Genomic DNA, 13,858 nt, shown 5'->3' with positions numbered 1-13,858 from the left:
TGCTTTGTTTTGTAGTAAATCTTTCTATTCATTTGATGGAGAGAAACTAATTATAAGAGACCCACCATTTCTAATCCATGGCGAATTCCATCTTCTTCAACAGATTTTGTCACAAATTTTGCTGCTTCTTTTACTAATTCTTCTCCATTTCCCATCGCTACACTATTTTGAACGGTTGAGAGCATTTCCACATCATTTAGTCCATCGCCGAAAGCATAGATTCGTTCAGGAGAAACTCCTAGTCTTTTTGCAATTCTTTCAATTCCTTTTGCTTTTGAACCACCTTTTGGAAGAATATCGACGGATACAGGGTGCCATCTGACAAAATCAAAATCATCATATTTTTGTTCATATTGTATTTCTTCTCCTACTGGACAAAAAAGGAGGGACTGGTATAATTCACGCCCTTTATAATAGTGTGGATCATGTGTTGGAAAATGACTAATTTTTAAAGTCTCAATACTTTCTTTAATATAAGGATGGTGTGGTACATTTGCTTTCATATCTTCATGGTCCATAAAAACAACCGGATGGTCATTTTGAAGCGCTTCTTCTGTTAATTTTTCAAGGGTATTAATATTTAAAGGATTTGTATATATGACCTCACCGTTTAACACAACATATTGTCCGTTATAACTGACATAAGTGTGAATATCCAATTCCTTCCGCAAATCCTCAAACATAAAAGGAGCACGGCCTGTGGCGATCGCAACAACATGTCCAAGCTCCTTCAGTTTAAAAATAGATTCCTTCGTTGAAATGGGCAACTCCTTTTTGGAATTAAGTAAAGTTCCATCTATATCAAAGAAAATCACGCTTTGTTCTTGCATTTCTCTCCCACCTTTTGAACTTGATTATTCGTTTTTTCATATAGTACTTTCGGATGTAACATCCCCGATATTCACTTAAGCCATACAGTAATATGAATCTAATCAACCTATAGTCCCTTTGTTAAGAGTGTAATTTATGAAAGGGATTTCATGTCAAATCAAATACTCATTAATCAGTAACCAAAGAATGTTCCAAATTATGCCTAAAAAAAGAAAGTCACTATTTTACCTTTGTAGGTAGAATAGTGACTTTCAAGGTTATAAGAATCATTTATTAATTTCGAATTAAGTAATCGAATGCACCCAATGCTGCAGTTGCACCAGATCCCATTGATATAATAATTTGCTTGTAAGCACTGTCAGTACAGTCACCTGCAGCAAATACACCAGGAAGGGATGTAGCACCATGCTTATCGACAATAATTTCACCGAAACGAGTGCGTTCAACGGTACCCTCTAACCATTCGGTATTAGGGACAAGTCCAATTTGAACAAAGACACCTTGTAGTTCAATATGGTGTTCTTCCCCTGTTTCGCGGTCGATATAGGTAATTCCGTTTACTTTATCAGTACCGGTAATTTCTTTTGTTTGTGCATTTTTGATTACTGTAACATTTGGAAGGCTATATAGACGTTCTTGTAGAACCTTATCTGCTTTCAATTCTGGCATGAATTCAAGAACGGTTACGTGTTTAACGATACCTGCGAGATCAATGGCCGCTTCAATACCGGAATTTCCGCCGCCAATAACGGCAACGTGTTTTCCTTCAAATAATGGACCATCACAATGTGGGCAATATGCCACACCTTTATTCTTGAATTCTGCTTCACCAGGGACACCGACATTACGCCAGCGGGCACCAGTCGAAAGAATAACAGTTTTACTTTTTAGAACGGCACCATTTTCAAGTTCTACTTCGATCATGTCTTTCTTTTCTAAACGTTTGGCACGTTGTAAGTTCATGATATCAATGTCGTACTCTTTCACATGTTCTTCAAGGCTTGCTGCAAGTTTTGGACCTTCAGTGTATTTCGTACCAATTAGGTTCTCAATACCAAGAGTGTCCATAACCTGGCCGCCAAAGCGTTCAGCAACAATACCTGTGCGGATGCCTTTACGTGCTGCATAGATGGCTGCACTTGCCCCAGCAGGACCACCACCGATAACAAGTACATCAAAAGGCTCTTTATTAGAAAGCTCTGATGCATCAGGGCCGCTTCCTATCTTCGCAAGGATTTCCTCAAGGGACATCCGTCCGCTTCCGAAAGGTTCACCATTTAAGAAAACAGTTGGAACTGCCATGATGTTTTTGCTCTCTACTTCCTCTTTGTATGCAGCACCATCAATCATGGTATGGCTAATGCCAGGATTCAAAACACTCATGACGTTTAATGCCTGTACCACATCAGGACAATTGTGACATGTTAAACTTACATACGTCTCAAAGTGATATTCACCTTTGATATTCATAATTTGTTCAATAGCCTTTTGATCAACTTTTGGAGCTCTTCCACTAACTTGAAGTAGAGCTAGAACTAAAGAGGTAAATTCATGTCCAAGTGGGACACCGGCAAAAGTGATGCCAGTGTCTTCGCCAAGTCGATTAATGCTAAAGCTTGGCGTTCTCTCTAACTCTGTTTTCTCTACTTTAATGTGAGATGACATAGTAGCCAATTCATCCACAAGGGAGAGCATGTCTTGAGATACTTTATCAGAACCAGTACTTACTTTAAGTAGCACATCGCCTTCCATCATTTGAAGATATTGGGCTAATTGTGCTTTGATTTCTGCATCTAGTAACATTATAATCTTGCCCCTTAAATTTTACCGACAAGGTCAAGGCTTGGCTTAAGTGTTTCGCCGCCTTCTTGCCATTTAGCAGGACAAACTTCGCCTGGGTTATTGCGAACATATTGTGCTGCTTTAATTTTATTTACAAGAACACTTGCGTCACGGCCGATTCCGTCTGCATGGATTTCCATTGCTTGTACTACACCGTCTGGGTCAATGATGAATGTACCGCGTTGTGCAAGACCAGTTTCTTCATCTAGTACATCAAAGATGCGAGAGATTTTTTGAGATGGGTCACCAACCATGATGTATTCAATTTTGCTAATAGCTGGTGAATGGTCATGCCATGCTTTATGAGTAAAATGAGTATCAGTTGATACAGAGTAAACTTCTACACCAAGTTCTTTAAGTGTTGCATATTGATTTTGAAGGTCTTCTAGTTCAGTTGGGCAAACGAAAGTGAAATCTGCTGGATAGAAGCAAACAACACTCCATTTTCCTTTAAAGTTTTCCTCAGTAACAGTGATAAAATCACCATTGTGGAATGCTTGTGCTGTGAATGGTTGTACTTCTTTGCCAATTAAAGACATGATTCATTCCTCCTAAATTGCTTTATATTTTATTAATAATAACCAATAATAATAAGTATTTTATTATTATTAGTTATTTATAATAATTTTAATTCGAAATTAATTATTATATAAATCGTTTGGTTTGTCAACAAATTAACTCACATTTTTATATTTTATTTTTTAGGCTATTATGATTCTTAGATTTTCAATTACGATGATTATTTCTCAATTAATATTTATTAAAAGTATTGAAAACTTTTTAATGATTACAATGTATTATTTAATTAATGGAGCTTTTTTGAAAATGGATAGTTAATCATTATCTATCTAGAACATGTCCAATTTTACCTAAGATGATTCAAAGTATGTACAAAACGGTTCATTTTCTTAACTTAAAAATGAACCGTCTTTTTTTATATAGGAAAGTGTAAGGAATCATTCTTATAACTAGCTATTGTTTGATTAGTTTTTTCTCAAGGAGGTCCACTAATTGGTACATAATTGTAGCGATAACGGCAATTACCAACAAGGATAAAAAGACTAAGGTAAAATTAAAGACTTGAAATCCGTAAATGATCATATATCCTAGTCCTTTGGACGAGACGAGGAATTCTCCGACAATCACACCGACCCATGAAAGCCCGACATTTACTTTTAAGGTGGATATAATCGTAGGAAAACTGGCGGGTATGATAGCTTCCTTAAAACATTGAAATCTAGTTGCCCCAAAGGTTTGGAGTACTTTTAAATAGTTAGGGTCCACCTCTTTAAAGGACGTATATACAACAATGGTGGTTATAATGACACATATGATCGCTCCCATGGCAATAATAGAAGGATACCCTGGACTTAGTGCTACGATTAGAACTGGACCAAGAGCTACTTTTGGCATGGCATTTAGTACTACGAGATAAGGGTCCAGTATTTTGGAAATCATGGGGGACCACCAAAGGATGGCGGCAATGAATACACCAAGAAAGGTACCTAATAGAAATCCGAAGATTGTTTCGGTTAAAGTTACACCTAAGTGGGTAAACAATGATCCATCTTGAATGTTATCGATGAATAGATTCCATATTTTTGATGGTGAGCTGAATATGAGAGGATCAATCCACTCATTTCGACTTAAGAATTCCCAGATGGAAAAGAAAAGAACGAAAATAACAGCTTGGTAAAAACGAACCCATCTTTTTTCCACCTTCAATGATTGAATATAGTTTTTATGAAGGAGTTCTACTTTTTTCAGTTGTTTGTTCAAGGGACTCCAACTCCTTCCAAATTGTTTGAAAAATACCCTGAAATGCTTCATGGTTTCTTGCGTGAAAAGGGGATAATCTTTTTAATTCTTTGGGTATTTCAAAAGTTTTATAAATTCTCCCGGGTCTTGGTGAAAGGAGGAAAACACGGTCGCTCATCGCAATTGCTTCTCCGATATCATGGGTGACAAGAATGGCTGTTTTACCAAAAGCTTTCAAGGTGTTTGATACTAAATCCTCCAGTTTGAGTTTTGTTTGATAATCGAGGGCAGAAAATGGTTCATCAAGCATTAATAGTTTTGGTTCGGTGGCTAGTGTACGGACGAGAGCGACTCTTTGTCTCATACCACCGGAAAGTTGTTTCGGCAACTGTTTTTCAATTCCTCCATTTAATCCCATTTGTTTAAGCAGATTTAAGGTGTTCGTTTTGGTTTTTTCATTTAGTTGTTTAGAAAGTTTTAGACCTAAAAGGATATTTTCTTCTATAGTTTTCCAAGGAAACAAATAGTCTTGTTGAAGCATATAACCAATATCATTTTTTAAGGTTGATACGGGCTTATTTTCTAGTAAGACCGTTCCTTCTGTTGGTTTGATTAGATTGGCAATAATAGAAAGGAGAGTTGTTTTACCACAGCCACTTGGGCCGAGGAAGGAAACAAACTCTCCCTCCTCAACCGTAAGTGAAATATCGGAAAGGGCTGTGGTGGCAGTGTCTTTAGTAAAGTACGTATGATGGATATTTCGAACCTGCAAGAAACTCATGAAAGCCGACCACCCTTTCTGTTTTACTTTTTCATAATTTTTTCTGCTATCTCGGTATTCACCAGTGTTCTATAATCCACATCTTGTGGAAGTTCGCCAGCTTCATTCATAATGTTTTTCAGATTGTTCCATTCTTCTTCATCTAAAATGGGATTTGTAGCAAAAGAGCCTTGGTTTTTATAGCGCTCGACAACTGTCTTCATAATTTCAGGATCGGTATCAGGGAAGAATTCTTCAACCGCTTGAGCAATTTCTTCAGCAGAGTGAGTTTCTACCCATTGTTGGGCTTTATAAATGGCCCTAGTAAATTTTTCAATAGTCTCTTTGTTATTTTTGATATAACTGTCTTTTGCCATAAAGGATGTATATGGAACATGACCTGATTCTTTACCGAAGGAGGCGATAATATAGCCTTTTCCTTCCTTTTCAAATATACTTGCGGTTGGTTCGAACAATTGGACAAACTCCCCAGTTCCTGAAGCGAAAGCATTCGCTATATTCGCAAAGTCGATGTTTTGGATAAGGTTGAGATCTTGATGTGGGGCGATACCGTGCTTTTTAAGAACGAACTCACCTACCATTTGTGGCATGCCGCCTTTTCGCTGTCCTAGGAAGGTTTTACCTTTAAGCATTTCCCATGAGAAATTATCGATTTTTTCCCGGGAGACAAGAAACGTTCCGTCTGTTTGGGTAAGCTGAGCAAAATTAATCACAGGGTCATTCGATCCTTGCGAGTAAACATAAATGGAGGTTTCAGAACCAACAAGAGCTACATCGGCCCCACCTGAGATTAAGGCCGTCATTGTTTTGTCTCCACCTGGTGTAGTTGTTAAGGTGATATCTAGCCCTTCTTCTTTAAAAAAACCTTTTGATATGGCAACATATTGAGGAGCATAGAAAATGGAACGGGTAACTTCTGCAATCCGAATTTTTTGAAGTTTCTCCTGTTTTTGGTTGGTATCTTTATTACAAGCGATGAGAGAAAACATAAGTATAGAGATCAATAGAAAAGAGAAACTGAGTTTTGACCATTTTTTCATTATGATATGACCTCCTATCTAGGCGTTTTGCCTAACATATCGTATGAAGATGAAAAAAATGTGTGATTCCTCACTGAGAAATTTTTCGGAATTCTAACTATTTAGATAAGGGAAAAGGATCGATATTATGAACCAAAATGACTATAACGGCAAAATCATTCATATGAAACGTTTTCCCTCTCCAAATCCAAATGTAGAACTTAAAGAAATTACATATTGGTCAAATGGTCTTCGAGTCAAGGGGATGCTAGCGGAACCGAAATGGGAACGTTCAACTGACGGCTTTCTTTATTTAAGAGGGGGAATCAAAAACGTCGGTAAGGTTCGTCCAGCGAGGATTGCCCAATTTGCCCAAGAAGGGTTTGTCGTATTCGCTCCTTACTATCGTGGCAATCAAGGTGGAGAAGGGAATGAAGATTTTGCTGGGAAGGACCGGGAAGATGCATTTGCGGGATATTTATTGCTAAAATCGCTTCCGAATGTTAAACAAATACATATTTTTGGATTTTCCCGGGGGGGAGTAATGGCGTTATTGACGGGAATTCAATTTCCTGACGCAGCATCACTTGTCACATGGGGTGGTGTTAGTGATATGAGCCTGACTTACTACGAGCGCAAGGATTTAAGAAGAATGATGAAACGAGTCATTGGAGGGACTCCAGAGAAGTATCCGGAACGATATCAAGAAAGAACACCTCTTTATGAATTAGAAAAACTAGAAGTACCAGTTCTCATTATTCATGGAGTCAATGACCGAAATGTTTCTATTGAGCATGCTTATCGGCTGGAAAGAAGACTCCGCACCCTTAACAAGTCAGTTGAATGTTGGTATTTTGACCACTTCACGCATTATTTTCCGCCAACCATTAATCGAAAAATCGTTGAAGAATTAACGAAGTGGATGAAAAAAAATAGGAAAAGATGATAAGATAGAATTATAAATAGTAGAGGAGTGGATCGTTATGGGGATGCCTCTTGAATTAAATACGTTAATTGTTACAAAAGGAAACGAAAAACGACTTGAAGAAAATCTTTTTGTTTTACAAAAAGAAGGTTATCGATTGTATCCACTAGAAATCCCAGTAGATGTTCGAAAAACTTTAGATAGCAACTCAAGTGGGACAGCTTTAATTAAAAAAGTAGAGTGGGAAAAAAATACCACTACTATCACGTATCAATTAATTTCATTAAATTCCACCAATTAAATCGAATGAATGACTCTTGCTCAAATTTTAATAAGAGAAATGGATTAAAACATTCGATTACTTTTTAGAGTTTTGTAAATTGATAAGAGCATTAGTTTAGCAAGTCACATTTCACTTCCTATATGTTTAAGTGTATTTCATGGAAAGTGATTCAGAGTATGGCGGATTAATTGATACAGCTGAGAAGCTTTTTAGAATACCAGTGGAAGTATAAGGCTAAAAATGCGATTAAGGCACCTCAATTGGGTGGTAACTTTGGAGGGGGAATTTAAAAAAACAAGCGATTCCTATTGGAATCGCTTGTTTTTATGAAAAGTTTAGGCAATTGGTCCGCCTTTTTCTTCAATTTCTGGTCCTACATTTTTAAACTTCTTAAAGTTTTCTCGGAATTTGGCTGCAAGCTCTTTTGCCTTAATTTCATATGCTTTCGGATCAGCCCATGTTTTTTGTGGCTGAAGAACTTCGTCTGGTACTCCAGGGATATGAAGTGGAATATTTAAACCAAAGATTTCATCCTTAATAGTCTCCACATTGTTTAATTCACCTTCAAGAGCAGCTTGCACCATGGCTCTTGTGTAAGAAAGCTTCATTCTTTGACCCACGCCATATTCTCCGCCAGTCCAGCCTGTATTTACTAAAAAGACATTCACATTGTGCTCAAGAATTTTTTCTCCTAGCATTTCAGCATATCGTGTTGCTGGAAGTGGAAGGAATGGCGCACCAAAGCAAGTAGAGAATGTAGCTTGTGGTGATGTTACCCCACGTTCAGTACCAGCAAGTTTTGATGTATAACCGCTTAAGAAATGATACATTGCTTGTTCTTTTGTTAATTTAGCAATTGGAGGTAATACACCAAAAGCATCAGCCGTTAAGAATACAATGGTATTCGGATGGCCTGCAATGCTAGGCTGAATAATATTATCAATTGCTTCGATTGGATAAGCGGCCCGGGTATTTTCAGTTAGTGTTCCATCATTATAATCCGGAATTCGTGATTCTTGGTCGATAACAACATTTTCAAGAACCGTTCCAAAACGGATTGCATCAAAAATTTGTGGTTCCTTTTCACGAGATAGATTGATGCACTTTGCATAACAGCCGCCCTCGATATTGAAAACGCCATTTGATGACCAGCCATGCTCATCATCACCAATTAGCTTACGGTTCGGATCAGCGGAAAGGGTGGTCTTACCTGTTCCGGATAAACCAAAGAATAATGCAACATCCCCTTCAGCACCAACATTTGCAGAGCAGTGCATGGAGAAAATGTTGTTCTCAGGTAACAAATAATTCATTACAGAGAAAATGGATTTTTTCATTTCACCTGCATACTCTGTACCGCCAATTAATACAATTCGACGTTCAAAAGAAATGATAATAAAGGTTTCAGAATTAGTTCCATCCACCTTAGGATCTGCTTTAAAATTTGGTGCAGAAATAACTGTAAATTCCGCCTCATGTGAAAGTAATTCTTCTTCAGTTGGACGGATAAATAATTGGTGGGCAAATAAATTATGCCATGCAAATTCATTGATCACTTGAATCGGCAGGCGGGATTTTTTATCAGCTCCTGCGAAACCTTTGAAAACAAAAATTTCATTTTGTTGTTTTAAGTAATCCAATACTTTATTATATAAGTTAGTAAAAACTTCTTCAGAGATTGGCTGGTTAAGGGAGCCCCAATCAATTTTCTCTTTTGTAGACGCTTCCGAAACAATAAATTTATCTTGTGGTGATCGGCCAGTATATTTACCTGTTGAAACTCGTACTGCTCCAGTAGAAGTTAATAACCCCTCATTACGGCTTAAAATTTTTTCCACTAACTGAGGAACAGATAGTTGAACATGGACATTATCTCCATTTAATAGAAGTTTTAATTCATTTGGAATATGAACAGTATTCATATAACGAACCTTCCTTATAAATATTTTTTTAAGTACTATTGTCAAACAATAGTATAACACATTTGGATGAATAGTCTATACTATTTGATAAAGTAAGGGTGTATTTTATACTTTATTCTTATCCTGTTGAAAAAGTCATGGACAGGATGTAGTTTTTTCATTTAAAAACTTAATGAATAAAGAATATTTTTTGATAAAAGTTTCAAAAAAATCCATTGACATTGCTTAAAGAAGTGGGTTATGATTTAACCTTGAACGGATACTCTCTTATCCCGAGCCGGTGGAGGGACAGGCCCAATGAAACCCAGCAACCTGCATACTAAGAAAATGTCTTATAACTAGACATTTTCTAGGCAAAGGTGCTTAACCTGATGCAAGGCTAGTCCTTGAACGATAAGAGTGAAAGGCACGCAAAACAATTGCTTATAACCTTTCCTCAAACGGAAAGGTTTTTTCTTTTGTCCGTGTCTACATAATCGCTTTTCTAACACGAGAAGATAACAGGGAAATTTCATACATTATAAAAACCCTGTGTTTATTTCATACTATTAGGGAATGAGTTCCGTATCAATTCTGAGGTTTGATAGAAAGCCATTTAAGCAAGTAAGCGACCTCATTTATCTCATATCTATAGGAGGAATTCAGATGTCAACAAAACGTCGTTTGTTCACTTCTGAATCAGTAACTGAAGGTCATCCGGATAAGATTTGTGACCAAATTTCTGATTCTATTTTAGACGCTATTTTAGCAAAGGATCCCAATGCGCGTGTTGCTGCAGAAACTTCAGTAACAACAGGGTTAGTTCTTGTTTCAGGGGAAATCACTACTTCTACATATGTAGATATCCCAAAGATTGTTCGTGATACCGTTCGCGAGATTGGTTATACACGTGCTAAGTATGGTTTTGATGCAGACACTTGTGCAGTATTGACTTCTATTGATGAACAGTCACCTGATATCGCGATGGGTGTTGACCAGGCATTGGAAGCACGTGAAGGTTTAATGACTGATGAGCAAATTGAAGCGATTGGTGCGGGTGACCAAGGCTTGATGTTTGGATTTGCCTGCAATGAAACAAAAGAGCTTATGCCTCTTCCAATTTCACTTGCACACAAGCTTGCCCGTCGATTAACAGAAGTTCGTAAAGAGGAAATTCTTCCATATCTACGTCCAGATGGTAAAACACAAGTAACGGTTGAATACGATGAAAATAACAATCCAGTTCGTATTGATACAATTGTTATTTCTACCCAGCATCATCCAGAAATTACACTTGAACAGATTCAGCGTAATATTAAGGAATATGTCATCAATCCTGTTGTTCCAAAAGAATTGATTGATGAAAATACGAAATATTTTATTAACCCAACTGGCCGTTTCGTTATTGGTGGACCTCAAGGGGATGCAGGCTTAACTGGGCGCAAAATTATTGTTGATACTTATGGCGGCTATGCTCGTCATGGTGGCGGTGCTTTCTCTGGTAAAGATCCTACAAAGGTTGACCGTTCCGCAGCTTATGCAGCACGTTATGTAGCGAAAAATATTGTTGCTGCAGGATTGGCTGATAAGTGTGAAGTACAGCTTGCCTATGCCATCGGGGTAGCAAGACCAGTTTCTATTTCAATCGATACATTTGGTACAGGCAAAGTTTCTGAGGAAGTATTGGTTCATTTAGTTGAATCTAACTTTGATCTTCGCCCTGCTGGCATTATCAAAATGTTAGATTTACGTCGTCCGATTTACAAGCAAACTGCTGCTTATGGACATTTTGGTCGCTCTGATGTAGATCTTCCTTGGGAGCGTACAGATAAAGCAGAAATCTTACGTCAACAGGCAAACTTATAATAAATTCATTTGTTAACTATTATGGTTTGACTATAAAAAAGCGGGAGTTACTCCCGCTTTTTTACTTTTGTAATGATTTATAATATTGTGCTTTCTCTTTATATTCTCTTGAAATACGTTCCATATCTTTAATATCATCAGCAGTGAGTTCTCTAATTACCTTGGCAGGTCTTCCAAATGCCAATGTATTGGGAGGGATTTTTTTACCTTGAGGTACCAAGCTGCCGGCTCCAATAAAAGCTCCCTCACCAATTTCCGCTTGATCAAGAATGATCGACCCCATTCCAATTAATGCTTTTTTTCGAATGATACAGCTGTGCAGGATTACCTGATGTCCGACCGTTACTTCATCCTCAATAATTAGGGGGTTATTGGGGCTTTGGTGTAAGATAGAATTGTCTTGAATATTAACCTTTTTCCCTATTCTTGTAGGAGCTACATCACCTCTAATAACAGTGTTAAACCAGATGCTGGATTCCTCATCAATTTCAACATCACCGGTAATGGTCACATAATCGGCAATAAATACGGAATCGGCAATGATTGGATACTTATCTTTATACGGATAAATCATAAACAACGCTCCTTTACCATACAATAGATGTATTCATTTTATCGAAAATTTGCAGAAATATAAAATAAATGGTACACCCTTCATAGGGATATGGTTTCAACCTACAATAGATTGTAGGTTATGGTAAAATACTTAAAATGATAGCAGGGGGATTATTTAAATATGTGGAAGTGGGAAGCAGAAGGAGAAGCAAAAGCTGTGATCGTGATTGTCCATGGGGCTATGGAACACCATCGACGATATGGCTGGCTGATTGAAATGTGGCGTTCATCCGGATTTCATGTAATCATGTCTGATCTTCCTGGACAAGGCATGACATCAAGAGCAAACCGCGGCCATATTGACTCCTTTGATGAATATTTAATGGAAGTTAAGGATTGGGTACAAGCAGCTTATCGTTACAATTTGCCTGTTTTCTTACTTGGACATAGTATGGGCGGATTAATTTCCATTCGCTTGTTGCAGGAAGAAAGACTGGATATTGCCGGAGTAATCCTGTCCTCTCCTTGTTTGGGGCTCGTCAAACCGCCCTCAAAATTGCTAGATCTTTTCTCACACGTATTAAATGTGTTTTTTCCAACTTTAAGGTTAAATTCCGGACTTACAGTTCAAATGGCTACAAGAAATGAAGATGTTAGAGAAGCGGACTCTAATGATAGCCTATATGTTACAAAGGTATCTGTCAGATGGTATCGTGAGCTAGTACACGGTATAAAACTGGCATTTCAAAATATGGAAAAAATCCAGGACGTCCCTATGCTTGTGATGCAAGGGGGAGATGATAAGATTGTTCGAAAAGAACATGTGAAGGAATGGTTTAACCGTGTTCCATTATCTGAAAAAAGGTATAAGGAATGGCCAAAATGTTACCATGAAATCTTTAATGAACCTGAAAGGGAAGAGGTATTTGAATATGCCAAAGACTTTGTTCTCAGTCAATTAAAGGCAATCGGATATATTGTGTAAGAAAGGGTGTATTCCATGATGCCAATTACCCTAATGGCAAATGTTTACCGCAAAATACTTCCAGCTGTTCATCAGGAATTGGCTTATTGGAAAAGCCGTGCTGAAAATATCCCGAACCCAGAGTTAAGGAAACAGGCGCTGGCTAGCATTGCCCAAAAAACCTTTCACTGTGAAGGCGGCGCCATTCTTGCCCTAACTGCCAATGAGCATTATCAAAAGGCCGTGAAGTTTATTGTAGCGTATCAAACCATTAGCGATTATCTTGATAATCTGTGTGATCGAAGTACCTCACTTGATCCGAATGATTTTGCTGCCCTTCATGAATCGATGTCAGATGCACTTAAATTGCAGGAAGTCAATAAAAATTATTATCGATTGAGGGAAGATCAAGATGATGATGGTTATTTACATGATTTATCAAAAACTTGCCGCACCATTTTAAGAGAAATCGAACATTATGATTTAATTAAAGATTATCTTCTTGAACTGTGCGAGTATTATTGTGATTTGCAAATACACAAGCATGTAAAAAAAGAAGAGCGGGTTGGGCGACTGGAAAAATGGTTTGAACAATATCAAAAACACCTCCCAGATATGGAGTGGTATGAATTTTCAGCCTGCTCTGGTTCTACACTTGGTATTTTTTGCCTAGTCTCCTATGCCATGAGAAAGGATTTTACAGCTAGTGATGCGGCTAATATTAGAAAAGGATATTTTCCGTACATACAAGGGCTTCATATTCTTTTGGATTATTTCATTGATCAAGAAGAGGATGTTGTAGGCGGCGATTTAAATTTTTGCTTTTATTACGATTCTCAGGAAATACTTTGTAACCGATTAAAATATTTTGTAACTGAGGCGGATCGTCATACTGAATTATTGCCCCACAAAAAATTTCACCAGTTGATTAACCGGGGGTTATTAGGTATTTATTTATCGGATTCAAAAGTGCGAAAGCAAAAGGATGTCCGAAAACTGGCAAAAGAATTAATAAAATCAGGCGGTTGGATTAGTTATTTTTTCTATATAAATGGAGTTGTTTATAGGTCGTTGCAGAAAGCAGTCCCATCGTTAATGGAGAGAATGCTAATCACAAAATAAAAAACCAGGCA

Annotated in this window: 13 protein-coding genes and 1 riboswitch; of the genes, 5 read left to right on the top strand and 8 right to left on the bottom strand. The window is 37.5% G+C overall.

Annotation, left to right across the window (positions count from 1 at the left end):
- Positions 1-50: 50 nt before the first annotated feature.
- From G4Z05_RS07100 to G4Z05_RS07075, 6 genes are all read right to left on the bottom strand, one after another.
- On the bottom strand, positions 51-830 hold the full coding sequence (locus G4Z05_RS07100) for a Cof-type HAD-IIB family hydrolase (RefSeq protein WP_163251180.1): 780 nt from the start codon (positions 828-830) through the stop codon (positions 51-53).
- A gap of 274 nt (positions 831-1,104) precedes the next feature.
- Complete coding sequence (gene ahpF, locus G4Z05_RS07095; RefSeq protein ID WP_163251179.1) at positions 1,105-2,634, bottom strand: alkyl hydroperoxide reductase subunit F; 1,530 nt, start codon at positions 2,632-2,634, stop codon at positions 1,105-1,107.
- A 14-nt stretch (positions 2,635-2,648) separates the two neighbouring features.
- The gene (gene ahpC, locus G4Z05_RS07090) at positions 2,649-3,212 is read right to left on the bottom strand and encodes an alkyl hydroperoxide reductase subunit C (protein WP_163251178.1); all 564 of its coding nucleotides are present in this window, start codon (positions 3,210-3,212) and stop codon (positions 2,649-2,651) included.
- Positions 3,213-3,645: 433 nt separating this feature from the next.
- Complete coding sequence (locus tag G4Z05_RS07085) at positions 3,646-4,452, bottom strand: ABC transporter permease (protein WP_163251177.1); 807 nt, start codon at positions 4,450-4,452, stop codon at positions 3,646-3,648.
- On the bottom strand, positions 4,415-5,212 hold the full coding sequence (locus G4Z05_RS07080; RefSeq protein WP_163251176.1) for an ABC transporter ATP-binding protein: 798 nt from the start codon (positions 5,210-5,212) through the stop codon (positions 4,415-4,417). Before G4Z05_RS07080 ends, G4Z05_RS07085 begins: the two co-directional genes overlap by 38 nt.
- A 23-nt stretch (positions 5,213-5,235) precedes the next feature.
- A complete protein-coding gene (locus G4Z05_RS07075; protein ID WP_163251175.1) occupies positions 5,236-6,252 on the bottom strand; it encodes an ABC transporter substrate-binding protein in 1,017 nt (338 codons plus the stop codon).
- A gap of 127 nt (positions 6,253-6,379) precedes the next feature.
- On the opposite strand from G4Z05_RS07075, the gene G4Z05_RS07070 reads away from it, so the two are divergent.
- Together G4Z05_RS07070 and G4Z05_RS07065 are read left to right on the top strand one after the other, a co-directional pair.
- Positions 6,380-7,177 carry an alpha/beta hydrolase family protein gene (locus G4Z05_RS07070; protein ID WP_163251174.1) on the top strand — a complete coding sequence of 266 codons (798 nt, stop codon included), beginning with the start codon at positions 6,380-6,382 and terminating at the stop codon, positions 7,175-7,177.
- 37 nt (positions 7,178-7,214) lie between these two features.
- Positions 7,215-7,457 carry a DUF2584 domain-containing protein gene (locus G4Z05_RS07065; protein WP_163251173.1) on the top strand — a complete coding sequence of 81 codons (243 nt, stop codon included), beginning with the start codon at positions 7,215-7,217 and terminating at the stop codon, positions 7,455-7,457.
- Between the two features lie 317 nt (positions 7,458-7,774).
- Here G4Z05_RS07065 and pckA read toward each other — a convergent pair whose 3' ends face one another.
- On the bottom strand, positions 7,775-9,361 hold the full coding sequence (pckA, locus tag G4Z05_RS07060; RefSeq protein WP_163251172.1) for a phosphoenolpyruvate carboxykinase (ATP): 1,587 nt from the start codon (positions 9,359-9,361) through the stop codon (positions 7,775-7,777).
- 264 nt (positions 9,362-9,625) lie between these two features.
- Positions 9,626-9,761, top strand: a riboswitch (SAM riboswitch).
- Between the two features lie 245 nt (positions 9,762-10,006).
- Here pckA and metK point away from each other — a divergent pair.
- A complete protein-coding gene (gene metK / locus G4Z05_RS07055; RefSeq protein ID WP_163251171.1) occupies positions 10,007-11,206 on the top strand; it encodes a methionine adenosyltransferase in 1,200 nt (399 codons plus the stop codon).
- A 61-nt stretch (positions 11,207-11,267) separates the two neighbouring features.
- Here the strand turns inward: metK and G4Z05_RS07050 are convergent, their stop codons facing one another.
- A complete protein-coding gene (locus G4Z05_RS07050; protein ID WP_163251170.1) occupies positions 11,268-11,780 on the bottom strand; it encodes a gamma carbonic anhydrase in 513 nt (170 codons plus the stop codon).
- Positions 11,781-11,942: 162 nt separating this feature from the next.
- On the opposite strand from G4Z05_RS07050, the gene G4Z05_RS07045 reads away from it, so the two are divergent.
- Together G4Z05_RS07045 and G4Z05_RS07040 are read left to right on the top strand one after the other, a co-directional pair.
- A complete protein-coding gene (locus G4Z05_RS07045) occupies positions 11,943-12,746 on the top strand; it encodes an alpha/beta hydrolase (protein ID WP_163251169.1) in 804 nt (267 codons plus the stop codon).
- A gap of 15 nt (positions 12,747-12,761) precedes the next feature.
- Positions 12,762-13,847 carry a tetraprenyl-beta-curcumene synthase family protein gene (locus tag G4Z05_RS07040; protein ID WP_163251168.1) on the top strand — a complete coding sequence of 362 codons (1,086 nt, stop codon included), beginning with the start codon at positions 12,762-12,764 and terminating at the stop codon, positions 13,845-13,847.
- Positions 13,848-13,858: the final 11 nt, after the last annotated feature.

The sequence above is a fragment of the Neobacillus thermocopriae genome (assembly GCF_010975035.1).
GTDB lineage: Bacteria > Bacillota > Bacilli > Bacillales > Cytobacillaceae > Neobacillus > Neobacillus thermocopriae.
The sequence above is the reverse complement of the archived record's forward strand: the minus strand, read 5'-3'. Positions and strand labels throughout refer to the sequence as shown.

Bases quoted from the DNA above. Each gene is read 5' to 3' on its own strand.
- G4Z05_RS07075 (WP_163251175.1), bottom strand. From the start codon at position 6,252: ATGAAAAAATGGTCAAAACTCAGTTTCTCTTTTCTATTGATCTCTATA.
- G4Z05_RS07080 (WP_163251176.1), bottom strand. From the start codon at position 5,212: ATGAGTTTCTTGCAGGTTCGAAATATCCATCATACGTACTTTACTAAA.
- G4Z05_RS07045 (WP_163251169.1), top strand. From the start codon at position 11,943: ATGTGGAAGTGGGAAGCAGAAGGAGAAGCAAAAGCTGTGATCGTGATT.
- metK (WP_163251171.1), top strand. From the start codon at position 10,007: ATGTCAACAAAACGTCGTTTGTTCACTTCTGAATCAGTAACTGAAGGT.
- pckA (WP_163251172.1), bottom strand. From the start codon at position 9,361: ATGAATACTGTTCATATTCCAAATGAATTAAAACTTCTATTAAATGGA.
- G4Z05_RS07050 (WP_163251170.1), bottom strand. From the start codon at position 11,780: ATGATTTATCCGTATAAAGATAAGTATCCAATCATTGCCGATTCCGTA.
- G4Z05_RS07070 (WP_163251174.1), top strand. From the start codon at position 6,380: ATGAACCAAAATGACTATAACGGCAAAATCATTCATATGAAACGTTTT.
- G4Z05_RS07065 (WP_163251173.1), top strand. From the start codon at position 7,215: ATGGGGATGCCTCTTGAATTAAATACGTTAATTGTTACAAAAGGAAAC.
- ahpF (WP_163251179.1), bottom strand. From the start codon at position 2,634: ATGTTACTAGATGCAGAAATCAAAGCACAATTAGCCCAATATCTTCAA.
- ahpC (WP_163251178.1), bottom strand. From the start codon at position 3,212: ATGTCTTTAATTGGCAAAGAAGTACAACCATTCACAGCACAAGCATTC.
- G4Z05_RS07040 (WP_163251168.1), top strand. From the start codon at position 12,762: ATGATGCCAATTACCCTAATGGCAAATGTTTACCGCAAAATACTTCCA.
- G4Z05_RS07100 (WP_163251180.1), bottom strand. From the start codon at position 830: ATGCAAGAACAAAGCGTGATTTTCTTTGATATAGATGGAACTTTACTT.